The organism is Streptomyces sp. NPDC060027 (genome assembly GCF_042737005.1).
GTDB lineage: Bacteria > Actinomycetota > Actinomycetes > Streptomycetales > Streptomycetaceae > Streptomyces.
In genome coordinates, this window is record NZ_JBHWVI010000035.1 from 34,236 (window position 1) to 56,585 (window position 22,350).

General features: G+C 71.6%; 20 protein-coding genes. 4 read left to right on the forward strand and 16 right to left on the reverse strand.

What is annotated here, in order from left to right:
• Positions 1–92: 92 nt before the first annotated feature.
• Entirely contained in the window at positions 93–1,487 is a 1,395-nt protein-coding gene (locus ACFWBT_RS12095) for a uracil-xanthine permease family protein (protein ID WP_385698535.1), read from the forward strand.
• On the opposite strand, the gene ACFWBT_RS12100 is transcribed toward ACFWBT_RS12095, so the two are convergent.
• The gene (locus ACFWBT_RS12100; protein WP_385698585.1) at positions 1,469–2,578 is read right to left on the reverse strand and encodes a glycoside hydrolase family 6 protein; all 1,110 of its coding nucleotides are present in this window, start codon (positions 2,576–2,578) and stop codon (positions 1,469–1,471) included. The genes ACFWBT_RS12095 and ACFWBT_RS12100 overlap by 19 nt on opposite strands.
• 172 nt (positions 2,579–2,750) lie before the next feature.
• Here ACFWBT_RS12100 and ACFWBT_RS12105 point away from each other — a divergent pair, with 172 nt between their 5' ends.
• Positions 2,751–3,425 carry a DUF5995 family protein gene (locus ACFWBT_RS12105; protein ID WP_385698538.1) on the forward strand — a complete coding sequence of 225 codons (675 nt, stop codon included), beginning with the start codon at positions 2,751–2,753 and terminating at the stop codon, positions 3,423–3,425.
• Positions 3,426–3,517: 92 nt separating this feature from the next.
• Entirely contained in the window at positions 3,518–4,447 is a 930-nt protein-coding gene (locus ACFWBT_RS12110; RefSeq protein ID WP_385698542.1) for an LLM class F420-dependent oxidoreductase, read from the forward strand.
• Between the two features lie 63 nt (positions 4,448–4,510).
• On the opposite strand, the gene ACFWBT_RS12115 is transcribed toward ACFWBT_RS12110, so the two are convergent.
• The 10 genes from ACFWBT_RS12115 to ACFWBT_RS12160 form a co-directional block, all read right to left on the reverse strand.
• Positions 4,511–6,205, reverse strand: a complete 1,695-nt coding sequence (locus tag ACFWBT_RS12115) for a flavin monoamine oxidase family protein (protein ID WP_385698544.1) — start codon at positions 6,203–6,205, stop codon at positions 4,511–4,513.
• A gap of 61 nt (positions 6,206–6,266) precedes the next feature.
• Entirely contained in the window at positions 6,267–7,094 is an 828-nt protein-coding gene (locus ACFWBT_RS12120) for a carbon-nitrogen hydrolase family protein (protein WP_385698547.1), read from the reverse strand.
• Between the two features lie 282 nt (positions 7,095–7,376).
• Positions 7,377–7,757, reverse strand: coding sequence for a DUF742 domain-containing protein (locus tag ACFWBT_RS12125; RefSeq protein ID WP_385698550.1), 381 nt, complete (start codon positions 7,755–7,757; stop codon positions 7,377–7,379).
• A gap of 7 nt (positions 7,758–7,764) precedes the next feature.
• Positions 7,765–8,283, reverse strand: coding sequence for a roadblock/LC7 domain-containing protein (locus ACFWBT_RS12130; RefSeq protein ID WP_385698552.1), 519 nt, complete (start codon positions 8,281–8,283; stop codon positions 7,765–7,767).
• Positions 8,273–10,573 (reverse strand): nitrate- and nitrite sensing domain-containing protein, encoded by a 2,301-nt coding sequence (locus ACFWBT_RS12135; RefSeq protein ID WP_385698555.1) that lies wholly within the window; start codon positions 10,571–10,573, stop codon positions 8,273–8,275. The genes ACFWBT_RS12130 and ACFWBT_RS12135 overlap by 11 nt, the downstream gene beginning before the upstream one ends.
• A gap of 171 nt (positions 10,574–10,744) precedes the next feature.
• Positions 10,745–12,244, reverse strand: a complete 1,500-nt coding sequence (locus ACFWBT_RS12140; protein WP_385698557.1) for an HAD-IA family hydrolase — start codon at positions 12,242–12,244, stop codon at positions 10,745–10,747.
• Positions 12,245–12,567: 323 nt separating this feature from the next.
• A complete protein-coding gene (locus tag ACFWBT_RS12145; protein WP_385698560.1) occupies positions 12,568–13,629 on the reverse strand; it encodes an ABC transporter ATP-binding protein in 1,062 nt (353 codons plus the stop codon).
• The gene (locus ACFWBT_RS12150) at positions 13,626–14,450 is read right to left on the reverse strand and encodes an ABC transporter permease (RefSeq protein ID WP_385698564.1); all 825 of its coding nucleotides are present in this window, start codon (positions 14,448–14,450) and stop codon (positions 13,626–13,628) included. The genes ACFWBT_RS12145 and ACFWBT_RS12150 overlap by 4 nt, the downstream gene beginning before the upstream one ends.
• A complete protein-coding gene (locus ACFWBT_RS12155; protein WP_385698567.1) occupies positions 14,438–15,346 on the reverse strand; it encodes an ABC transporter permease in 909 nt (302 codons plus the stop codon). Before ACFWBT_RS12155 ends, ACFWBT_RS12150 begins: the two co-directional genes overlap by 13 nt.
• On the reverse strand, positions 15,343–16,500 hold the full coding sequence (locus tag ACFWBT_RS12160) for an ABC transporter substrate-binding protein (protein ID WP_385698569.1): 1,158 nt from the start codon (positions 16,498–16,500) through the stop codon (positions 15,343–15,345). Before ACFWBT_RS12160 ends, ACFWBT_RS12155 begins: the two co-directional genes overlap by 4 nt.
• A gap of 213 nt (positions 16,501–16,713) precedes the next feature.
• On the opposite strand from ACFWBT_RS12160, the gene ACFWBT_RS12165 reads away from it, so the two are divergent.
• Positions 16,714–17,454 carry a GntR family transcriptional regulator gene (locus ACFWBT_RS12165; RefSeq protein WP_385698573.1) on the forward strand — a complete coding sequence of 247 codons (741 nt, stop codon included), beginning with the start codon at positions 16,714–16,716 and terminating at the stop codon, positions 17,452–17,454.
• A 187-nt stretch (positions 17,455–17,641) separates the two neighbouring features.
• Here ACFWBT_RS12165 and ACFWBT_RS12170 read toward each other — a convergent pair whose 3' ends face one another.
• From ACFWBT_RS12170 to ACFWBT_RS12190, 5 genes are all read right to left on the reverse strand, one after another.
• Positions 17,642–18,094, reverse strand: a complete 453-nt coding sequence (locus ACFWBT_RS12170) for an Lrp/AsnC family transcriptional regulator (RefSeq protein WP_015661832.1) — start codon at positions 18,092–18,094, stop codon at positions 17,642–17,644.
• Between the two features lie 30 nt (positions 18,095–18,124).
• Positions 18,125–19,606, reverse strand: a complete 1,482-nt coding sequence (locus ACFWBT_RS12175) for an amino acid permease (RefSeq protein WP_385698576.1) — start codon at positions 19,604–19,606, stop codon at positions 18,125–18,127.
• Between the two features lie 390 nt (positions 19,607–19,996).
• Positions 19,997–21,448 carry a GuaB1 family IMP dehydrogenase-related protein gene (locus ACFWBT_RS12180; RefSeq protein ID WP_385698579.1) on the reverse strand — a complete coding sequence of 484 codons (1,452 nt, stop codon included), beginning with the start codon at positions 21,446–21,448 and terminating at the stop codon, positions 19,997–19,999.
• 98 nt (positions 21,449–21,546) lie between these two features.
• On the reverse strand, positions 21,547–21,924 hold the full coding sequence (locus tag ACFWBT_RS12185; protein WP_385698582.1) for a barstar family protein: 378 nt from the start codon (positions 21,922–21,924) through the stop codon (positions 21,547–21,549).
• Positions 21,921–22,328: a ribonuclease domain-containing protein gene (locus ACFWBT_RS12190; protein ID WP_385698588.1), complete on the reverse strand. Its 408-nt coding sequence runs from the start codon at positions 22,326–22,328 to the stop codon at positions 21,921–21,923. The genes ACFWBT_RS12185 and ACFWBT_RS12190 overlap by 4 nt, the downstream gene beginning before the upstream one ends.
• Positions 22,329–22,350 lie beyond the last annotated feature (22 nt).

Sequence of the window (22,350 nt, forward strand, 5' to 3'; positions counted from 1 at the left end):
GTTCATGAGTAGGATCGTGCGAGCGTAGGGCGGCCGGTTGACCCTGACAATCGCCCGGACCGATTCACGTACAGAGAAAGCGAATCCTCACCATGGATCTCGGCGTGCGCTGGAAACTGCACGGCGACGGGCGGACCCCCGCCCCGGGAGCGGTCGTCCGCCCCGACGAACGCCTCTCCTGGCCCCGGACCTTCGGGCTCGGCGCCCAGCATGTGGTGGCGATGTTCGGGGCGTCCTTCGTGGCACCCGTCCTGATGGGACTCGACCCGAATCTTGCGATCATGATGTCCGGTGTCGCGACGGTCATCTTCCTGCTCGCCACCCGCGGCCGGGTGCCCAGCTACCTGGGCTGTTCGCTCTCCTTCGTGGGCGTCGCCGCCGTGATCCGCGCGCAGGGCGGCACCAGCGCGACGGTGACGGGCGCGTGCTTCGTGGTCGGGGTCGCGCTGTTCCTGGCGGGTCTCGCCGTGCAGCGGTTCGGGGCGAGGATCATCCACGCCGCGATGCCGCCGATCGTGACCGGCGCGGTCGTCATGCTGATCGGCTTCAACCTGGCGCCGGTGACCGCGTCCACCTACTGGCCGCAGGACCAGTGGACCGCGCTCCTCACGATGCTGGTCACCGGAGCGGCCGTGGTGTGCCTGCGCGGTTTCTGGTCACGCATCGCGATCTTCCTCGGGCTCGTCTTCGGTTACGTCATCTCCTGGGCCTTCGACCGGATCTTCGGCCGGATCCACTCGACGGACGCGAGCGGGAAGGTGACCGACCACTGGCGCCTGGACCTCTCCGGTGTCGGCCGGGCCGACTGGATCGGGCTGCCGTCCTTCCACGGACCGTCGTTCCAGTGGTCGGCGATCCTCGTCGCGCTGCCGGTCCTGATTGCGCTGGTCGCCGAGAACGCCGGTCACGTCAAGGCCGTCGGCGAGATGACCGGCGACTCACTGGACGACAGGCTCGGCACCGCGATCTCCGCCGACGGCGCCGCCTCGATGCTCTCCGCGGCGGTCGGCGGCCCGCCCAACACCACCTACTCCGAGAACATCGGCGTGATGGCCGCGACCCGGGTCTACTCCACGGCCGCCTACTGGGCGGCCGCCGGCTTCGCCCTGCTCTTCGGCCTGTGCCCCACCTTCGGTGCGGTGGTCGCGGCGATCCCGGGCGGTGTCCTCGGCGGCATCACCGTCATCCTGTACGGCATGATCGGCCTGCTCGGCGCCCAGATCTGGCTCAACGCCCGGGTGGACCTGCGCAATCCGCTGAACCTGGTGCCGGCCGCCGCGGGCATCATCATCGGCATCGGCGGCGTCACCCTGAAGTTCACCGACAACTTCTCGCTGAACGGCATCGCGCTGGGCACCATCGTCGTGATCACCGGCTATCACGCGCTGCGGGCGATGGCCCCGGCCCACCTCAAGCGGCAGGATCCCCTGCTCGACTCGGGGACGTCGACGTACGACTCGCCAGGGGATCAGCGCGCCAGCTCATAGGCGTACTCGGCCGAGAAGGTCCCCGGTGTGCCCCGGCAGCCGTCCGACTCACCCGGCAGCTTCACCCACAGATAGGCGTCGATCCCGGCCTCCCCGGTGCTCAGGGTCGGCGCCTGGCCGATCCTGCGGCCCGCCGGATCGCACCATTCTCCGTCGGGAGGGGCGCCGTTGCCGTTGCGGCTGGTGTCGATGACGGCGCCGAGGTGCGCGGACCCGCCGAGCGCGGACAGCACCCTCCGGGCGTAGGCGATCTCGTCGCTCGTCCGGTGGAAGTTGGACACATTGGTGAAGACGCCGTCGGAGGAGGCGGCCGAGGCCGCGCCCGCCCGGCCGAGCAGCGCGGCCTGTTCGGCGGCCGGGTTCCAGTCGGAGTGACCGGCGTCGAAGTAGACCCTGGCCCTGGGGTTCGCCGCCTTCAGGACGCGGCCGGCGCGGGCCAGGGAGGCGAAGCGGTCGGCCCGTTCGCCCTCGCCGAGGCAGTCGGACTGGGCGATCGAGTCGGGCTCCAGGACGACGACGACCTCGCCCGAGCCGAGCCCGGCCGCGAAGCCGTCGATCCAGCCGTCGTACGCGGCGAGGTCGGGCGCCCCGCCGTCCGAGGCGCCGCCGCAGTCGCGCCCCGGGATGGCGTACGGCACGACGACGGGCACCCGGCCCTGCGCGGATCCCGCCGACGTCACGGCCCTGACCCGCGCGGTGATGGTGGACGGCGTGAAGTCCGCGAACCACACCGCGGCCGGACGGTCGGCGATCCGGGACTCGATGACCGGCCGCCGGGCGTCACCGGCGTGGGCGTCGACCCAGTCGCGGACCTGGGAGTCCGAGTGGCGGTAGAGACGCGCGGGAGCGGCCACGGTCCGCGGTTTCCTCCTGCTCGGCGAGGACTCGGGAGCCGGTCCCGGGGACGCCGAACCCGACCGGGACGGCGTGGCCGGGGTGCGCGACGGCGTCGGCACACCCGGCAGCGGCCCGAGGCCGGGCGACTGGGTCACCGGCGGTTTCGCGGCCTTCGAGGGGCGACCGCCGTCGAGCGCGGACACCATCCCCGTCACGGTCCCGACCGCCACGACGACCGAGGCCGCGGCGACCATCGCGGCGCGCCCGGCAGACCTCCTGCGCTCGGCCCTGCGCTCGGCCGACCGATGGGCACGTAAGCCTGACACGTACTGCTCCCCCACTCCCGCCCCGGCCGCGTTCCCCCGTTCTGGGGAAGCCTCCGGCCCGGCGGCACTCCGGCCACCCTAGGACTGGGACGCTGCCCTCATGGCGCAGTCGGCACAGTTCACCACTCCCGTAGACGCGGTCGTCTCCCGTATGCGGACCCTGGACGCGGAGCTCCCCGAGCGGGACGGTCTCGCGGTCTTCAACCGCGTCTACCTCACCGTCACCGAGGAGTTCGACCGGCACCTGGACACCGGGCTCTTCCCGGACCGCCGGGCCGCGATCACGCTGGACGTGCGGTTCGCGGAGCGCTATCTGGCGGTGGCCGAAGAAGGCCGCGCACCGGCCTGCTGGCGGCCGGTGCTGCAGTTCCGCCGCCATCCGGGGGTACGTCCGCTGCAGTTCGCGCTCGCGGGCATCAACGCGCACATCGGGCACGATCTGGCGCTCGCCCTGGTGGACACCTGTCGTACGCTCGACTGCGAACCGGCCGACCTGGAGGACGAGTTCGACCGCGTGGGTGATCTCCTCGTCTCGCTGGAGGAACACATCCGCGAAGATCTGATGCCGGGCCCCGACCTGCTCCAGATCGCCGATCCGCTCACCCATCTGCTCGGCTCATGGAGCCTCGAGCGGGCGCGTCAGGCCACCTGGGCGGCGGCCCGGGCACTGTGGGCCCTGCGCGGACTCCCGGACCTGGCCGAGGAGTTCGCCGAACGCCTCGACGCCGCGGTGGGCCTGGCCGGCCGGATGCTGCTCACTCCTCTGCCGAGCTGATCCGGCCACGCGGCGCGGTCCTCGCCGGAACTCGGTTCGGATCACTGTACGTTGAACGATCGGCACACCCTGATGCGAAGGAGCACCCAGGTATGGCGACGCGACTCGGCCTCACCCTCCCCCAGATGAAGCAGTACGACCTCGGACGGGACGTGCCCGACGTGGCCCGCGCCGCGGAGGCGATCGGGTACGACAGCCTGTGGGTCTTCGAGCGGGCGCTGTTCCCGGATCCCCCGACGCAGGGGCTGTACGGCATCGAGGGACTGGCCTGGCCGGAGGCGTACCGCGGCGTCGCCGACCCGTTGGTCACCCTGACCCTCGCGGCCGCGGTCACCGAGCGCGCCGAGCTCGGCACCAGCGTCCTGGTGGCCCCCCTGCACGTGCCTTTCCAGCTCGCCAAGGCCCTCGCCTCGCTCGACGCGGCGAGCGGCGGCCGGGTCGTCGCGGGCCTCGGCACGGGCTGGTCCCTCGACGAGTACGCGGCGGCCTCCGCCCGGCCCTTCGAGGAGCGCGGCCAGGTCCTCGACGAGGTGATCGCGGTGTGCCGCGCGGTGTGGGGCCCCGACCCGGTGGTCCACGACGGCACGCTCACCAAGATCGCGTCGGCCGTGGTCGGCCCCAAGCCCGCCCGACCGATCCCGATCCTGCTGGCCGCCAACACCGGAAAGGCACGGCGCCGGCTCGTCGACCACGCCGACGGATGGATGCCGATCGGCATGGGGGTCGAGCAACTGGCGGCGCAGTGGCGTCAGTTGCAGGATCTGGCCGCCGAGCGCGGCCGCACCGAGCCGCTGCGCACGGTGCTGCGCACCAACCCGCGGTACACGGCGAAGGGGTACGAGGGCGCGGACCGCCAGCCCTTCCAGGGCGGTGTCGAGCAGATCGTGGCCGACCTGGTGGCCCACGCCGAGGTCGGCCTCGACGAGATCTTCCTCGACCTCCAGAGCTCGGTGCGGGACGCCCAGGAACTGAAGGACGTGGCCGCCGAGGTGTACGAGGCGGCGCGGGCCGCCGGGGTCTGACCCGCCGGCCGCGCCGCGTCTCGCCTCGCGCCTCGTCTCGTGTCGTGTCGTGTCGAGGAGGACTCAGTCCTCGGGGAGTTCCACCGGCGCGATCTCGTCGTAGACGTCGCCGGGCCCGGGGTTGGTCGGGTCGGTCGTCCCGCCGAGCTGGTGCATGACGCCCCAGACCGCGTTCAGCGCGGTCTGGACGGCGCCCTCGGCCCAGCCGGCCGTCCAGGAGATGTCGTCGCCGGCGAGGAAGATGCCCCGCTTGTCCTCGGGCAGCGCCTCCTGCATGAAGTGCGTGAACAGACGGCGCTGGTAGCGGTAGTGGCCCGGCAGGTTGGCCTTGAACGCGCCCATGAAGTAGGGCTCGTTCTCCCAGGACACGGTCACCGGGTTGCCGATGATGTGCTTCCTGATGTCGACCTTCGGGTAGATCTCGCCGAGCGACTTCAGCATGACCTCCATCCGCTCGCTCGCGGACAGCGGCAGCCACTTCAGGCTGTCGTCGCACCACGTGTACGAGAGGCAGATGACGGCGGGCTTGTCCGGGCCCTCGTCCAGCAGGTAGGTTCCGCGCGTCATCCGGTCGGTGAGCGTCATCGACATGACGTCACGGCCGGTCTCCTCGTCCTTGTCCAGCCAGAACGGCCGGTCGACGGGCACGAAGAGCTTGGAGCTCTCCATGTAGTGCGTGCGCTCGATCGCGGTCCAGTGGTCGATCGGGAAGAGCGAGTCGTCGCAGGCGACCTTGGAGAGCAGCATCCAGGACTGGGCGGTGAAGATCGCCGCCTTGTACGTACGGATGTCGCCGTTCGCGTCCGTCACCGTGATGCCGTTGCCCGCGGTGCGGTTCAGCCGGGTCACGGCCGGACGCGGGGCGCCGTCGTGCAGCGTCGACAGCGAGGTGCCGTACGCCCAGTGCACGATCTTCTCCGGCTCGCGCTCCCACAGCCGCAGCGGAAGCTGCTGGGAGCCGCCGACGATGCCGCGGTGGTGGTCGTCGGCCTCGGTGTAGACGACCCGCAGGATCTCCAGGATGGAGTTCGGGAAGTCGGTGTCCCAGCCGCCGGTGCCGAAGCCGACCTGGCCGAAAATCTCACGGTGGCGGAAGGACTTGAAGGACTCCGACTCGCAGAGGAAGCCGTAGAAGGTCTGGTTGTCGAGCTTCTCGACGAGCTTCGACCAGATCTCCCGGATGCGCGGGACATCGCGCTCCCGCATGGCCTGGTTCATGTCGGAGAAGTCGGCGCCGTCCTCCAGGCAGGCGTTCCAGGCGTTCATCACGTCGCGGTAGACCTGCGGCAGGTCGTCGACGGAGGTCGCGTAGTGCGACTCGCCCTTGAGGTCGACGACCGTCGAGGGCGTGGACTCGGCGAGGGGGTTGGGGAACGGCCGGGTCTCGAGGCCCACCAGGTCGATGTAGTGCTGGAGGGCGGTGGAGGACGGCGGGAAGCGCATCGCGCCCATCTCGGCGGTGAGTGAGGGGTCGCAGCCCTCGAAACCGACCGTGCGCAGCCGGCCGCCGATCTCGTCGGCCTCGTACACGACGGGCTTGAGGCCCATCTTCATCAGCTCGTACGCGGCCACGATGCCGGACAGGCCGCCACCGATGACCGCGACCTCGGTGCCGAGCTCGGTCGCGGGTATCTGCCCGAGGCCCGCGGGGTGCGCGAGGAAGTCGTCGTAGGCGTAGGGGAAGTCCGGGCCGAACATGGTGATCGGCGGCTGCTGCACGTCGGCGTGCTGGACGGCGTTGGGCACGGTGGACGTCATGGGGTACGGACTCCTTGCGCGAATGCTGGTGAGGGGGAGGCTTGTTCGACCGGGCGGGATGTCAGACGAGGGACCCGTAGAGACCGGGGCGGCGGTCCTTCAGATACGGGTTCGCCTCGCGCGAGGCCGCGAGACGGACGGGGTCGGCGTCCGCCAGGACCAGTTCCTCGCCGCGGCCGGCTCGGGCACGGGCGACTCCGTCGGGCCCGGCCAGCGTGGACAGCCCGACGAACTCGAACTCCCCTTCCGGACCGGTGCGGTTGACGTAGGCGATGTACATCTGGTTCTCGAAGGCGCGCACCGGGACGACGGACTCGGCGACGAACTGGAACGGGTGCATCTGCGCGGTCGGCACGAGCAGCAGGTCGGTGCCGGCGAGGGCGTGCCCGCGGACGTTCTCCGGGAACTCGACGTCGTAGCAGATCATGAGGCCGACGCGGAGGCCGTCGAGTTCGGCCTGCACGACGGGCTGGTCGCCGGGCGTGAAGTGGTCGTGCTCGAAGCAGCCGAAGAGGTGGGTCTTGCGGTAGTTCGCGAGCCGGGCGCCGTCGGCGGAGATCAGCTGCACGGAGTTGAACACCCGCGCCCCACCGTCGGCCGGGGCGCCCTCGCCCTCCTGGTGCGCGGCTTCGCGCTCGGGGTAGCCGTAGGCGACGGCCACGCCGTGCCGGGTGGCTATCTCGGCGATCGCGTCTGCGGATTCGCCGTCGGCGGGCTCGGCGAGGCGCGCGATGTCGTCACCGATGGCGTAGCCGGTCAGGAACATCTCCGAGGTCACGATCAGCCCGGCTCCCGCTGCGGCGGCGCGGCCCGCGGCCTCGTCGAGCACCTTGAGGTTCTCGACGATCGAGCCGGGGCGGCCGGAGCTCTGGAGCAGGGCTGTGCGCATGCGTGTTCTCCACCGGTGCGGAAGGGGATTCGGGGGGCCAGATAGACGGTACGGTCGGCCGACGCGGGGGGACAAGAAGGACCTGTTGCGCGCCACCGAACGATTCATTGCGTGCGCCCGGCCTCCGGCGGCGATTCGTTGCGCACCCCCTCGCGCATCCCGGTCGCGGTCCCGATTCCCGGGGAGACGCAGGTCACAGGCGGGTTTCCCGCTCCAGGACGGGGCCGGGCGGCTGCCCGGAGACAGTGGCCCCTCCGGCCCCGGGTCCGGCCCTCCGGGCGCTCACAGCTCGCGCAGCCGCTCCACGATCTCGCGCAGCAGTTCCGGGTCGGCCACCGGACCGCCGTGCGGCGAACGGCGGGGCTCGTCGATGCGTACCAGCCCGGCCTCCGCCAGGTCGCCGAGGAGCACGCGTACGACGGTCAGCGGCAGGTCGACATCCGCGGCGAGCTCGACGACCGGCCGGGGGCCGCGGCGCGCCAGGTCGAGCAGGGCGGCCGCGGCATGATCGACACCGGGCAGCCCTGTGCCCGCCTCCAGGGCCGTGACCTGCGACATCAGATCGATGAGCTGCCCGTCCGAGGGCCGGGTCCGGCCCCCGGTGACGGTGTAGGGCCGCACCATCGGCCCGGTCTCGTCCTCGTACCAGTGGTCGTCGGTCACGGGCGGATCAGGGGCCCGCGGGGTCGGCCGCCGAACGTACGGCGGCGGTCATGTGGCGGCCGACGCGGCGGACGAGCAGTTCCATCTCGTGGGCGAGCTGTCCGACGTCCGTCTGCACCTCGCTGAGCACGGCCAGCCTGCTTCCGTCGCCCGCCGGGGTGATGAAGAGGTAGGCGTCGTCGAGCATCACCATGGTCTGGCGCACCCCGCCCGCGGCGAAGCGCTCCCCCGCCGAACGGGCGAGGCTGTGGAAGCCCGCGCAGACGGCGGCGAGGTGCTCGATGTCCCGTCGGCGCATGCCGTCCGAACAGCTCAGCGGGAGACCGTCGGCGGTGAGGAGCACGGCCTGGCGGACATGGTCCGTCCTGGCCACGAGGTCGTCGAGCAGCCATCCGAGATCGGTACCGGGCCGGTCGGTGTCACCCCCGGACCCGGAGGCGCCTCCCGCCGGCTCCGGGGTCCGGGCCTCGGGGACGCGGGCCTCGAGGGTCCGGTCAGAGTGCTCTGGGAGCTGGTCAGGGCGCATGGTCGGCGTCCGTCCCTTCCTCGGTGTCGGTTCGCTGCGCCGGGCCGGACCGCCTGGCGTCCGGCTGCGTGGGCAGCCCCTTGCGGCCGCGGTCGAGGCCGCGCTGGAAGGATCCGAAGACCGCGCGCATCTCCTCCGGAGTGACCTCGCGCTCCGGCGTCTCGCCGGCCACCGGTGCCGGGGTACGCAGCTCGGGTGCGAGGGCCCGCTGGCGGACCCGGGTGGGCAGCACGGGGGAGCCCGGTACGGGGGCGTCCCGCGGCACAGGATCGAGCTCCTGCTCACGCTGCGCCGTCCGCAGCCCCTGGAGGACCGCGGTGCCCGTCCGCGAGGGCAGCGCCCGCGGGTCCGGGTCCGCCGCCACCGCCGGGCGCGCGGGTTCCACCGGCGCGAGAACCGCCTCCGGCAGCAGCACCACCGCCGTCGTGCCGCCGTACGGCGAACGGCACAGCGTGACCGTGATGCCGTGCCGTGCGGCGAGCCGGCCCACCACGTACAGCCCGAGCCGGTCGTGCCGGGTCGGGTCGAAGTCGTCCGGCGTGGTGAAGGTGCGGTGGGCCTCCTCGATCTGTTCGGGCGCCAGACCGAGGCCCCGGTCGTCGATCTCCAGGACGAACCCGCTCCCGGCCCGCCCGGTACGCAGGGTGACCTGGGTGTGGGGCGGTGAGAACACCGTGGCGTTCTCGACGAGTTCGGCGATCAGATGGACGACGTCGGCGACGGCGTCCGCCGCGACGCCCACCTGCGGCATCGGGGGGACCACGACCCGCGCGTACTGCTCGATCTCGCTCACCGCGGACGACACCACCTCGCCGACGGGCACGGGCCGCCGCCAACGGCGGCCCGGGGCCGAGCCGGAGAGGATGATCAGACTCTCCGCGTGGCGCCGCATGCGTGTGGTCAGGTGATCGATCCGGAACAGGTCGTCCAGGACGTCCGGGTCGTCGGTGTGCCGCTCCAGTGTGTCGACCAGCTTGAGCTGGCGGTGCACGAGCGCCTGGTTGCGGCGGGCGATGTTCAGGAGCACCGCGAACAGCCCGCGGCGCAGGGTGGCCTGCTTGACGGCGGCCTCGACGGCCGCGAGCCGGGCGGTGTTGAAGGACCGGCCGACCTGGCCGATCTCGTCGGCCACCGCCTCCGCGTCGACCAGGGGCGGCGCCTCGGCGGCGGCGTCGATCTCCTCGCCGGCGCTCAACCGCTCCATGACGTGCGGGAGCTGACGGTTGGTCAGCAGGTCCGCGGCGTCCCGCAGCGACTCGATGCGGCGCGAGATGCGCCGTGCGCCGCGCACCGCGAACCACAGGGAGAGTCCCACGGCGGCCAGTCCCAGCACACCGACGATCGCGGCCTTGGCCATCTCACGGTAGGCGAACGCCCGCCCACGCTCGGCGGAGTTGATCGCCGACCGGGTGCACAGCCGCATGTACTGCTTGACGGCGCGGTCCGTGGTGGTGCGCCAGGTACCGGCCGCGACGGCCTCGCCCGCGCCCTCCGCACCCGCCCGCAGCAGGGCGTCCTCACCCCGGGTCAGCTCCCGGTGGAGGTCTCCGCGCTGGAACTCCTCGAAGAGGCCGCGCGAGTCGGCCGGCAGGTCGGGCACATAGGTCCGCTCGAAGACCCGGCGGTCCTCGATCGTCGCGGTGAGGGTGTCGTACTGGCGGTCGGTGAGCGTTCCGGCGGCCCGCGCCCCGGCGACGAGCGCGTCCTCGCGGGAGACGAACTCCCTTACCCGCACCAGCTCGACGACGACCTGCGCCTCGCGTGCCAGCTGCCCCGCCTGGAGCGCCGTGAGCGCTGACGGGACGTCGAAGCCGGGTTCCACCAGGGTGCTGTATTCGGCCACGGCCCGGTCCCAGGTGACGGCGTGGGACAGCACCCGCCCGCGCAGCCCCTCCAGCCCGTCCACCGAGTGGAGCACGGCGTCGAGTTCCTGCCGTTGGCGATCGGAGAGCTGGTCACGGTCCCCGTCCCGGATCGCGGTGCGCATCGCGGTCACCGCCCGGTCGGTGCGGCGCTCCTGCGCCAGCAGGTCGACGGCCGCCCTCGTTCCGCGGCCCTCGCCCAAGTACGCGGCCGCGAGCCGCCGTTCGATCTGGATCTGGCCGATCGCCGTGTCGACCGGTGTGCCGAAGGTGTTGTACACACCCTCCAGGCGGACGAGCGCGCGCAGTTCGCCGGTGACGGACACCATGGCGAAACTCCACAGCGTCATGAGGGCGATCACCGGAGCGAGTGCGAGGGTCACGATCCGCGTGCGGACCGTGGTCGGACGGCCGAAGGGCCAGCGCATGGACTCCCCAGGACGACAGGACGAATCGGGTGGCCGGGTGACGTGTGGTAACCCATCGGTGTTACTCGCGGGTAGCGAGACGGCTCAAACTAGTGGATGACATGCCCGGACCGCAATGGTCCGGACTGACTCGCCGTTCAATGCCCACGGCCCGCTGCCCGGCCCGTCCCCTCAGTCTCCGCGCGGCACCTCGAAGACGGTGACGACCGCAGCGTGGTCCGAGGGCCAGTCGTTGTCCGCGACGTCGGGCCAGGCACGCGGGGTGCCGCTGACGAGGGTGCGGGAGTCGAGAACGGTCAGGCCCCGGTGCAGGACGAAGTCGATCCGGTCCTGCGGTTCCGGGCGTCCGCTGCCGTCCTCGTGCTCGATGTGGACGGGCGACCAGGTGTGCCCGGGGTCCCGCAGCGGATCGGGGTGGGCCTCGCGGTAGGAGTCGCGCAGGCCCGCCTCCTCGGCGGCCTGCGTCACCGGCCAGGCGACGTCCGGCCAGTCCAGGTGCGAGGGCGCGTTGAAGTCCCCGACCAGGACGACCGGAACGGACCCGTCGGCGGAGTCGGCGACCCTCCGCAGGATCTCCCTCATCCGGTCGAGCCGCCCGTCCTCGTGCGCGATCAGTCCGGCCGCCGGAAGTCCGTCGAAGCGTGCCTCGTACGGGCCGTACGGCGCGCAGTCGAGGTGGACGCTCCAGACGTCGACCCGCCGGCCGCCGTCCAGCGCGATCCGGACGCCGGTCCCCCCGTAGAAACCGACGTCCGGGTCGCCGAGCCGGGCGACGATCGGGTAGCGGCTGATGACGCCTAGGTTGTCGCCCGCCCGGTGGTGGTGCCAGCCGAGAGCCTCGGCGAGTTCCTCCGCCGCGTTCCCGTACGTCTCCTGGAGGCCGACCACGTCCGCGGCCGTCCGGGCGATGACCTTGAGCTGCTTCTCGCGATACCCGTCGACCCTGGTGCCGCCGTACCAGAGGTTCCAGCTCATCACCCGCAGCTCCCCCGGGGCGACCATCGCGCGCAGCCGGGCCGGGGACACCTCCTCCAGGCTGCCGAGCACGGTACGCCCGGCCGCGGGGGCGATCGGGGCGAGCGAGGGCACCGCGAGGACGGCGCAGCCGGCCGACTCGGCCGAGGTGACGCCGGTCTGGGTGTCCTCGACGGCGACGCAGGCGGCGGGGTCGACGCCGAGGGCACGGCAGGCGGCGAGGTAGGGGTCGGGGGCGGGCTTGGTGCGCTCGGTGTCGTCGGCGGTGACGGACACGGCGAACCGTTCGGCGCCGAGCACCTCCAGGACGGTGTCGGCGACCGCGCGCGGCGACGCGGTCACCAGCGCGGTGGGCACGCCTTCACGGGCGAGCGCGTCGAGCAGTTCCGTCGCTCCGGGGCGGGGCACGATGCCCGTACGGACACGGTCCGCGAACTGCTGGTGCAGCTCGGCTGCGATCGTCTCGGCCGATCCGCCGGTGGCTCCGGCCAGCCAGCCCGCGGTGTGCTCGACGGGCCGTCCGAGCACGTGCGACTGGTCCGCCCCCGTCAGGACGTGCCCGAGCCCGTCGGCCACCTGCTCCACCGCCTCCCACCACAGCCGCTCGGTGTCCACGAGGGTCCCGTCCATGTCGAACAGGACGGCCTGGAGGGGAAGTCGGGCGGTGGTGCGGTGGGTCACGGGGTTCTCTTTCATCGGTGGGGGGAGTCGGGTGGGGGCTCGGACGGGAGAGGCGCCTCCACCTCGCTCAGCGGGGGGGGGCGACCTGCGGCCACCGCCACCACCCCCGCGCGGCACGGCACCGGACGCGCGGCCCGGGACCTGCCGGTACGTCGGCCGACGCGGTACCGGATTCCCGACCTGGTTTCGGTACGGGGCCGGATTCCCGACCCGGGTCGAGACCGGATGCGGGACCCGGTTCGAGACCGGATGTGGTGCCGGGGGCGGTGCCGGTTCGGAGCTGGATGCGGTACCGGTTCTGAACCGGGCGGGTTCCGACCGGTGAGAGCGGGCGCCGCTCAGGTCGTGCGTTCGGCGACCAGGACCGGACGGTCCGGCAGCGCGACCGTCACCGCCGCACCCGAGGCGAGCGTCGCGGCCTCGTGCGTGGGCAGGTCGGCCTTGACCTCGGTGCCGTCCGCGAGCCGCACGGTGACCCGGGTGGCCGCGCCGAGGAAGGCGGTGGCCACGACCCGCGCGTCCCCCGTGTCGTCGGCGCTCACCCGGACCGCCTCGGGCCGGACCAGCACATCCACCTCCCCCGCGGCGGGCGCGTCCCCGTCCACCGGCAGCCGCCGGCCGAGCACCTCGACCGTGTCGCCGTCGAGGCTCCCCGGTAGCCGGCTCATCGTGCCCACGAACTCGGCGACGAAGGCGGTGGCGGGACGCCCGTACAACTCGGCGGGCGACGCGCACTGTTCGAGCTGTCCGGCCCGCATCACCGCGACCCGGTCCGCCATGGACAGCGCCTCTTCCTGATCATGCGTCACGAACAGGGTGGTGATGCCGAGTTCCAGCTGGAGCCGGCGGATCTCCTCACGCAGCGAGAGCCGCACCTTGGCGTCCAGCGCAGAGAGCGGCTCGTCGAGCAGCAGGACGCGGGGCCGCAGGGCGAGCGCGCGGGCCAGCGCGACGCGCTGCTGCTGGCCGCCGGAGAGCTGGTGCGGGAACTGCTCGCTCTTGTCCCCGAGGCCCACGAGATCGAGCAACTCGGCGGCGCGGGCTCGCCGTTCGGCCGCACGCACCTTGCGCATCCGCAGTCCGAAGGCCACGTTGTCCAGGGCGCTGAGATGCGGGAAGAGGCTGTACGACTGGAAGACCATCCCGGCGTCGCGGCGGTGTGCCGGAACCCGGGTGATGTCCTCGCCGTCGACCAGCACCTCGCCGGAATCGGGCTGTTCGAACCCGGCGAGCATGCGCAGCGCGGTGGTCTTGCCGCAGCCGGAGGGGCCGAGCAGGGCGAGGAGTTCACCGGGCCGGACGGTGAGGTCCAGGCCGTCGAGGGCGACGGTCGGGCCGAACGCCCTCCGGAGTGCCCGGAATTCGACGGTGGCGGCCTTTTCGAGCGTGGCGAGGGTCATGGTCGTCCCCGGGAGGCTGAAGCGGTACGGGAGCGGCCGCCGAAGACGGCGAGCGCGAGGAGCAGTGCCCAGGTGACGAACAGGCTGAGCACGGATACGGCGACGGACATCTGGGCCTGCGAGCCGCCGACGTTGTAGATCCACACGGCGAACGGCTGGTAGCCGAGCAGCCGCGCGACCGTGAACTCGCCGAGCACCAGGGCCAGGGTGAGGAAGGAGGCGTTGAGCAACGCGCCGCGCAGATTGGGCAGCACCGCGTGCACGAGCGCCCGCGTGGGGCTCGCGCCGCAGCTGCGGGCGGCTTCGACGAGGGTGCGCACGTCGACGGCGCGCAGTCCCGCGTCCAGGGCCCGGTACACGAACGGCAGCGCCATCACGACGTACGCGAGGACGAGCACGACCGGGAAGCCCGGGTCCTGGATCGCGACGAACGTCTGGAACAGCGGGGTCCGCGAGAGGTGTTCGGGCCCCCACTTCAGGACGGTGGCGATCCCGGCGACGAACGCGATCGGCGGGACGACCAGAGGCAGTGAGCACACCACTTCGACGACCGGTCGCAGCCGGGGCACGCCGAGCCGCAGGGCGACCGTGGCGGGCACCATCAGGAGCAGCACCACGACAATGGTGGCGACGGCGAGTTCCAGCGAGAGCACCAGGCTGGAGACGAACCCGTCACTGGACACGATCTCGCTGTAGGCGTCGAAGGTGACGCCCTGCCCCGGGACGTCGACCGTGAAGACCACGGACGCGGCCATGGGCACCAGGAAGTACAGCGCGGCGAGGGCGAGGACCACCCAGCGCCACAGGTTCAGGCGAGCCATCGCGCGCTCCGTCGTTGCAGGGGCAGGTACACGGCCATGACCAGGCCCGCGATGAGGACCATGTCGAGGCTGAGGGCGAGCGCCACGTTCTCCTGGCCGACCAGCACGTTGCCGGAGATGGCGTCGGCGATCTGCAGGGTGACCAGCGGGACCGCGCTGCCCACCATGGCGGCGGCGGTGGCGTACGCGGCGAAGGCGCTGCCGAAGAGGAGCACGAATCCACCGAGCAGCGAGGGCGTGAGGACGGGCAGCGCCACGTGCCGCCAGTACTGGACGGAGGTCGCGCCGTTGTTCTGCGCCGCCTCGCGCCACTGGGAGCGCAGGCCGTCGAGGGCGGGGGTGATGGTGAGCACCATGAGCGGGATCAGGAAGTACAGGTAGACGATGACCAGGCCCCAGAAGCTGTAGAGGCTCCAGCCCTTGTCGGTGAGGCTCAAGTGCCGTGTCAGCACACCCGAGTTGCCGAGGGTGGCGACGAAGGCGAAGGCCAGCGGGACGCCGCCGAAGTTGGCGAGGACCCCGGACGCGGTGAGCACGGCCTCGCGCAGGGCGCGGAAACGGGAGGTCACCACGGCCTGGGCGAGCGGCAGTCCGAGGACGGTCGCGAGGCCCGCGGAGACGGCGGACAGTTTGACGCTGCCGATCAGGGCGGTGAGATACGCGCCCCGGAACGAGCCGGTCAGGTTGGCCGTGGTGTACGAACTCGCGCCGGTGGCCTGGTCCTTGACGGTGAAGGCGCCGTTGAGCATGGCGAGGGCGGGGATGCCGAAGGCGATCACCACGAAGGCGAGCAGCGGGACGACGGCGAGCCAGTCGGGGGCGCGGCGGCGCCGCCGCTGCTTGTCGGCAGCGGCGGGCGCCACGTCGGCCGGGGCCTCGGTGAGAGCGGTGGTCATCCGGAGACGGCCTTGCCCCAGCCGTCGGCGAGCACGGTCTTCGCCTTGCTCTGCTGGTCCTCGGTCGGGAAGCTCGGGGTGCCGGAGACCTCGGGGAGCTTCGCGGCGGCGGGCTTGTCGAGCGTGCCGGCCTTCTCCAGCGCGGTCATCAGAGCCGGGCGGGCGTACCCCTTCAGCCAGAGGTTCTGGCCCTCGGCGCTGTAGAGGTACTCCTGCCAGAGGCGGGCGGCCGCCGGGTGCGGGGCGTCCTTGTTGATGGCCTGGGAGTAGTACTGGGCGTACTGGCCGTCGGAGGGGATGGCGACCTTCCAGTCGACGCCCTTGGACTTGAACTCGTCGGCGTACCCGGCGTTCAGGTAGTCCCAGTCGATGCTGATGGGCGTCTCGCCCTTCTCGACCGTGGCCGGGGTCGACTCCACCGGCGTGTAGTTGCCGTTCTTCTTCAGCTTGGCGAAGAAGTCGAGTCCGGGCTGGATGTCGTCGAAGGAACCGCCGCTCGCCAGCGAGGCCGCGTACACGCCGCCGAAGGCCGAACCGGACTTGGTGGGGTTGCCGTTGAGCGCGACCTGGCCCTTGTACCGCGGCTTGAGCAGGTCCTTGAAGGTCTTCGGGCACTCCTTGACCCGCTTGGCGTCGCAGCCGATGGAGATGTAGCCGCCGTAGTCGTTGAACCAGCGGCCCGCGGCGTCCTTCTGCCCCTCGGGGAGGTCACCGAAGGCGGTCACCTTGTACGGGGCGAGCAGCCCCTGCTGGGCCGCGCTCAGCGCGAAGGAGCTGCCGAGGTCGAGGACGTCGGGGGCACGGTCCTGGCCCTTGCGCGAGGTGACGGCGTTGATCTCGTCCTGGCTGGAGCCGTCGGGGCTCTCGACCTCGATCTTGATGCCGTACTTCTTGGTGAAGCCGTCGATGAGGGCACCGTAGTTGGCCCAGTCGCGGGGAAGGGCGATCGCGTGCAGCGTGCCCTCCTTCTTGGCCGCCTTGACGAGGGCGTCGAGGCCGCCGAAGTCCGCGGCGGAGGTCGCGGTGGCCGCGCTCTTGCCGTCGGCGGTGGTCGCCTTGTCGTCGGGAGCGGCGCCACAGGCGCTCAGGGCGAGTGCTGCGGCGACGGCGAGGCCGCCGGTGAGGAGGGCGGTCCTCGGCAGGAACACGGTCACGGTCTCTCCAGGGTGACGCACGAGGGGTGGGGTGGGACGGCGAACTTGTCTGAACAAGTTGGCCCCAGTAGGCCCGCTAGTGATGTCGTGTTCGTAAACTTTGGTGAAACCGTTACCCCTTATTCCCTGCACAATCCCGACCGCCGCGGATCACCGTCCGATCTCGATTAGGCTGATCACGCTGTGCACAGTGGTCGAATTCAGAGGGGAAGAATGGCGGCGCGACACGAGGAGATCGCCGAGGAGCTGCGGCGGGCGATCGACCGCGAGGAGTACACCGTGGGCAGTCTGCTGCCGGCGGAGACCGACCTCGCGGCCCACTACGGCGTCTCGCGCGGCACGGTCCGTCAGGCCGTCGCGGCCCTGACCGCCGAGGGACTCATCGGTTCACGCCAGGGCGCCCGCCGCGTGGTTCTCGCGGGCCGCCGCAGCCAGAGCTTCGCCGAACTGCGCAGCTTCGCCCAGTGGGCGCGGGCGATGGGACGCGAGGCGACGGGGCACGTGGTGGCGCAGGAGTACCGCCCGGCGACGGCGGAGGACGCCGTCCGCCTCCAACTGCGGGAGAAGACGCCCGTGTTGCACGTGCTGCGGGTGCGCGGCCTGGACGGGGAACCGGTCCTGCTGGAGCGCACCGTGTACGCGGACTGGATCTCCCCCGCCGTGGCGGCCATCGAGCCCGAGTGCCCCTCCGTGACCCAACGGCTCTACGAGGACACCGGCGTGGTCTTCGCCTACGGCGAGCACGTCATCGACGCCGTCGCGGCGGGCGCCCAGGACGCCGACCTCCTCGGAGTCCGCCGCACCAGCCCCTTGCTGCGCGTCCGCCGCGTCACCACCACACGCGAGGGGCGCCCGGTGGAATGGTCCGACGACCGCTACCGCTCGGACGCGGTGAGCTTCAGCGTGCACAACTCGACAGGCAACAACGCCCTGGCCAGGAAGACGGCGGAGTAGCGGCGCCCGAGTGGCGGGCCCTCTGGGACGCGACCCTCTTCCGATGCCGGGCACTGTCCGACCGCCGTCAACTGGAGCGCCCCCTCAGGGGCGCGGGGAACTGCGCGACAAGCCACGACGAGCCGGCAGCCAGCCAGAGGCAGGACCCCCACCCCCTGGGGCGCACCAGCGTTTATGGGGGCTCCGACTACGTGGGCGACCCCGATGAAAACCGACGCAACAGCGGCGAAAGCACCAGCACGGACTTCGTCCGCTCCACGAACGGCTCCCCCGCGATCCGCTCGAGCACCCGCTCGAAGTGCCGCATGTCCGAGGCGAAGACCTGCACCACCGCGTCCGCCTCCCCGGTGACGGTGGAGGCGGCCACGACTTCCTGATAGCGCTCGAGACCGCGCTGGATGGTCTCCGGCGAGGTGTTCCGCCGGCAGTAGATCTCGACGAAGCCCTCGGTCTCCCAGCCGAGCGCCGCCGGGTCCACCCGAACGGTGAACCCGGTGATGGCCCCGGTGGCCCGCAGCCGGTCGACCCGCCGCTTCACGGCGGGCGCGGACAGGCCGACCAGTTGCCCGATGTCCGCGTAGGAGCGACGGGCGTCCTCGGCGAGGGCGTGCACGATGCGTTCGTCGAGATCGTTCAGCACTGCGGGTGGTTCACTTTTCTGCGAGAGGTTCTACGGCTGCTCGGCGACGGGTTCCGCGGTCGCCATCCGGGACCGGCGGTAGCCGTAACTGAAGTAGAACACGAGCCCGACGGCCATCCAGACGCCGAAGACCACCCAGGTGACGGTGGAGAGACTGGCCATCATCCACACGCACAGCAGGAAGCCGATCGCGGGCAGGACCGGCGCGAGCGGAACCCGGAAAGTACGGCGCATGTCCGGGCGCGTCCGGCGCAGGACGACGACGGCGACATTGACCAGCGCGAAGGCGAAGAGCGTGCCGATGCTGGTGGCGTCGGCGAGCTGGCCGAGCGGGATCGCGGCGGCGAGGACACCGCAGAACAGCGAGACGATGACCGTGTTGGCGCGGGGCGTGCCGGTCTTCGGGTGAACCCGGGCGAACACCTTGGGCACCAGGCCGTCCCGGCCCATCGCGAACAGGATGCGGGTCTGGCCGTAGAGCACGGTCAGCACGACGCTCGCGATGGCGATGACCGCGCAGGCCGCCAGCAGCGTGCCCCAGAAGGTCTGCCCGGTGACGTCCTTCATGATCCCGGAGAGCGCGGCCTCCGAGTCGTTGAACCCCTGCCAGGGCCTCGCACCGACGGCGACGGCCGCGACGAGGACGTACAGGGCGGTCACGATGACCAGCGAGAGCATGATCGCGCGCGGCAGGTCGCGCTGCGGGTCCTTGGCCTCCTCACCGGCGGTGGAGGCGGCGTCGAAGCCGATGTAGGAGAAGAACAGGGTGGCACCGGCGGCGCTGACGCCCGCCATGCCGAGCGGCATGAAGTGCTCGTAGTTGCCGGAGCGGAAGCCCTGGATGCCGATCGCGCAGAACATCACCAGCGCGGCGATCTTCACGGCCACCATGATGGTGTTGGCGCGCGCCGACTCCCTCGCCCCGCCGAGCAGGAACGCCATCGCGAGCAGCACGACGATGAGCGCGGGCAGGTTGAAGATGCCTCCGTCACCGGGCGGCGCGGACAGCGCGTCCGGGATGGTGACGCCGATGGTGCCGTCGAGCAGTTCGTTCAGGTACTCGCCCCAGCCGACCGCCACGGCCGCGACCGAGACGCCGTACTCCAGGACCAGGCACCAGCCGCAGATCCAGGCGATGAGCTCGCCCATCGTTGCGTACGCGTACGAGTACGAGGATCCGGCGACCGGGATGGTGCCGGCCAGCTCGGCGTAGGAGAGGGCGGAGAAGAGCGCCGTGAGGCCGGCGATCACGAAGGACAGGGTGACCGCGGGTCCGGCCTTGGGGACGGCCTCGCCGAGGACGACGAAGATGCCGGTGCCGAGCGTGGCACCGATGCTGATCATGGTGAGCTGCCACAGGCCGAGGGAGCGCCGCAGGGAGCCTCCCTCGCCCTGGCCACCCTCCGCGACCAGGCGTTCCACGGGCTTGCGGCGCATGAGACGCGCGCCGACACCCGGGGACGGTGGGGCGGACGTGGTGGGGGACTGCGGGGGTGCGCCTTGGTCGAGCACGCGCTGGCTCCTTCATCGCTGCCGGTCGGAAAGGACGGGGACCGGCGGCACCCCTGACAGGAGGGACCCACCGAGCGGGGTCCCCGCCACGCTATGTACAGCGCTTGACCCTATGAGTCCGGGCTTCACGGGCGTAATGCAGCAACCTTGCGCATCTCCGCAAGATCGTTGCGTTCATCGCATCCCGGCGCATGTTCGTTGCGCGGGGCCTTTCGATGGTTGCGCAAGGCGCCTTTTCACTCGGGGAGCGGCCCTGCGAGCACCCTGTCCGACACGGCGTCAGTTCCCTTCGCGGGGACGCCCGTCCACCCCCTCCACGCCCCCTGGACACGCGTACGGCCCCCGCTCCCGACGAGGGGAACAGGGGCCGTACGAGGGCGAAGCGGCGGGTCAGCTCCAGCTGGCGTGCAGGGGCTTGCCCTCGGCGTAGCCGGCCGCGCTCTGGATGCCGACGATCGCGTTCCGGGCGAACTCGTCCAGGGAGTTGGCGCCCGCGTAGGTGCAGGAGGAACGGACGCCCGCGATGATCGAGTCGATCAGGTCCTCCACGCCCGGACGGGACGGGTCGAGGAACATGCGCGAGGTGGAGATGCCCTCCTCGAACAGCGCCTTGCGGGCCCGGTCGTACGCCGACTCCTCGCTGGTGCGGTTCTTCACGGCACGCGCCGAGGCCATGCCGAACGACTCCTTGTACAGGCGCCCGTTGGCGTCCTGCTGGAGGTCGCCCGGGGACTCGTACGTGCCGGCGAACCAGGAGCCGATCATGACGTTGGACGCACCGGCGGCCAGCGCCATCGCGACGTCACGGGGGTGGCGGACACCGCCGTCGGCCCACACGTGCTTGCCGTACTTCCTGGCCTCGGCCGCGCACTCCATGACGGCCGAGAACTGCGGCCGGCCGACGCCGGTCATCATGCGGGTGGTGCACATGGCGCCCGGGCCGACGCCGACCTTGATGATGTCGGCGCCCGCGTCGATGAGGTCCTTGACGCCCTCGGCGGCGACGATGTTGCCCGCGACGATCGGCACCTGCGGGTCGAGCGCGCGTACCGTCCTGACGGCGCTGATCATCGACTCCTGGTGACCGTGCGCCGTGTCGATGACGAGCGTGTCGACGCCCGCGTCGAGAAGCTGCTTGGCCTTGCCCGCCACATCGCCGTTGATGCCGACGGCGGCGGCGATGCGCAGCCTGCCGCCCGCGTCGGTGGCCGGGGTGTACAGCGTGGCGCGCAGGGCGCCCTTGCGGGTGAGGATGCCGGCCAGCTTGCCGTCCGCGTCCACGGCGGGGGCGTAGCGGCGGTTGGCGCCGTCGAGCGTGTTGAACGCCTCGCGGGGCTCGATGTCCGCGTCGAGCAGCAGCAGGTCCCTAGACATGACCTCGGACAGCTGGGTGAAGCGGTCCACGCCGGTGAGGTCGGCGTCGGTGACCACACCGACCGGACGGCTGTTCTCGTCCACGACGACGCCCGCGTTGTGGGCGCGCTTGGGGAGCAGCGCCAGCGCGTCGGCGACGGTCTGGTGGGGCTCGAGGCGGATCGGGGTGTCGAGCACGAGGTGGCGCCCCTTGACCCAGGAGACGACCTCGGTGATGACCTCGATCGGGATGTCCTGCGGGATGACGACAAGGCCACCGCGGCGGGCGACGGTCTCGGCCATCCGGCGGCCCGCTATCGCCGTCATGTTGGCGACGACGAGCGGGATGGTGGTGCCCGTGCCGTCCGGAGAGCTGAGGTCCACGCCCTGACGCGAGCCGACCGCGGAGCGGCTGGGCACCATGAAGACGTCGTCGTACGTCAGGTCGTACGGGGGCTGGATGCCGTTGAGGAAACGCACGTGCTGCACATCCCAGTCGATCAGAGGTGGCCCCCGGACAGGTCAGCCAGGGGGAAGAGCACGTACTTCATTGTCCCATGACCACCCGTATGCGGTCCCCGGACAGATCATCCAGGCTGGTCAGGGGGCAGTTGGTCGGATCCTCCAAGGACGAGGACGACCGAGAGCGTGGCGTCGAACTGCTGGTAGTGGCCGGATGCCGACTCCAGGACCTCCTGGGCGGTCTCCCACTCACCGGGCCGCGCCCTCGCGTAGGGGCGCCAGCCGGTCACCACCAGCAGCCTGCCCGGACTGGCCGGTCCCCAGTCGGGATCGCCCAGGACGTCGGCGAGCGCGTCCCAGTTCTGCCCGAACCACTCCGGCAGGTCGAGGGAGCGGACACAGCGCGCCATGAAACCGGCCTTGTCGAGAACCCCGGTGAGGTCGAGCTCGTTGACCTGCCACCCGGCGGAGCGGCACACCTCCGAGAGAGGACCGTGGGTCATCTCAGCACCGCCTTGAACGAGTCGTAGTGATCGTCGGTGTAGTAGATCTCCCCGCCGCGCCCGGTGACGATGCGCCGGGCCCCGCGGTCGCTCTCGCCCGGGGTCCGGACCGTGTACTCGTGGTAGTACCCCCTGTCGTGCCTCGGCAGCTCCCGCTCGACGTTGCCGAAGACGGCGCCGTCCTTGGCGTACGGGTAGGGGCCGCCCCGGTCGATGAGGGCGAGGGTCTCGCGTGCCTGCGCGGGGAGCGCGGCCGCGGCGACGGTCGGCAGGTCGCCGGCCCAGGACGGGATCGGCGTGGCGCGGCTCGCGGCCGTGGCCGCGGAGTCTCCCGGCGCGGCGGTCCCCGTCGACGAGCAGCCCGCCGGCAGGACCGTCAGACAGACCAGCAGGCCGGCGAACAGCCGGCCCGCGTACGCGCGCTGT

What these genes read in the sequence shown, in the direction of transcription:
- ACFWBT_RS12095 (WP_385698535.1), top strand. Translation starts at nt 93, where the DNA reads ATGGATCTCGGCGTGCGCTGGAAACTGCACGGCGACGGGCGGACCCCC.
- ACFWBT_RS12140 (WP_385698557.1), bottom strand. Translation starts at nt 12,244, where the DNA reads ATGAAAGAGAACCCCGTGACCCACCGCACCACCGCCCGACTTCCCCTC.
- ACFWBT_RS12120 (WP_385698547.1), bottom strand. Translation starts at nt 7,094, where the DNA reads ATGCGCACAGCCCTGCTCCAGAGCTCCGGCCGCCCCGGCTCGATCGTC.
- ACFWBT_RS12150 (WP_385698564.1), bottom strand. Translation starts at nt 14,450, where the DNA reads ATGGCTCGCCTGAACCTGTGGCGCTGGGTGGTCCTCGCCCTCGCCGCG.
- ACFWBT_RS12185 (WP_385698582.1), bottom strand. Translation starts at nt 21,924, where the DNA reads ATGACCCACGGTCCTCTCTCGGAGGTGTGCCGCTCCGCCGGGTGGCAG.
- ACFWBT_RS12100 (WP_385698585.1), bottom strand. Translation starts at nt 2,578, where the DNA reads ATGGTCGCCGCGGCCTCGGTCGTCGTGGCGGTCGGGACCGTGACGGGG.
- ACFWBT_RS12130 (WP_385698552.1), bottom strand. Translation starts at nt 8,283, where the DNA reads ATGCGCCCTGACCAGCTCCCAGAGCACTCTGACCGGACCCTCGAGGCC.
- ACFWBT_RS12135 (WP_385698555.1), bottom strand. Translation starts at nt 10,573, where the DNA reads ATGCGCTGGCCCTTCGGCCGTCCGACCACGGTCCGCACGCGGATCGTG.
- ACFWBT_RS12105 (WP_385698538.1), top strand. Translation starts at nt 2,751, where the DNA reads ATGGCGCAGTCGGCACAGTTCACCACTCCCGTAGACGCGGTCGTCTCC.
- ACFWBT_RS12115 (WP_385698544.1), bottom strand. Translation starts at nt 6,205, where the DNA reads ATGACGTCCACCGTGCCCAACGCCGTCCAGCACGCCGACGTGCAGCAG.
- ACFWBT_RS12145 (WP_385698560.1), bottom strand. Translation starts at nt 13,629, where the DNA reads ATGACCCTCGCCACGCTCGAAAAGGCCGCCACCGTCGAATTCCGGGCA.
- ACFWBT_RS12155 (WP_385698567.1), bottom strand. Translation starts at nt 15,346, where the DNA reads ATGACCACCGCTCTCACCGAGGCCCCGGCCGACGTGGCGCCCGCCGCT.
- ACFWBT_RS12110 (WP_385698542.1), top strand. Translation starts at nt 3,518, where the DNA reads ATGGCGACGCGACTCGGCCTCACCCTCCCCCAGATGAAGCAGTACGAC.
- ACFWBT_RS12165 (WP_385698573.1), top strand. Translation starts at nt 16,714, where the DNA reads ATGGCGGCGCGACACGAGGAGATCGCCGAGGAGCTGCGGCGGGCGATC.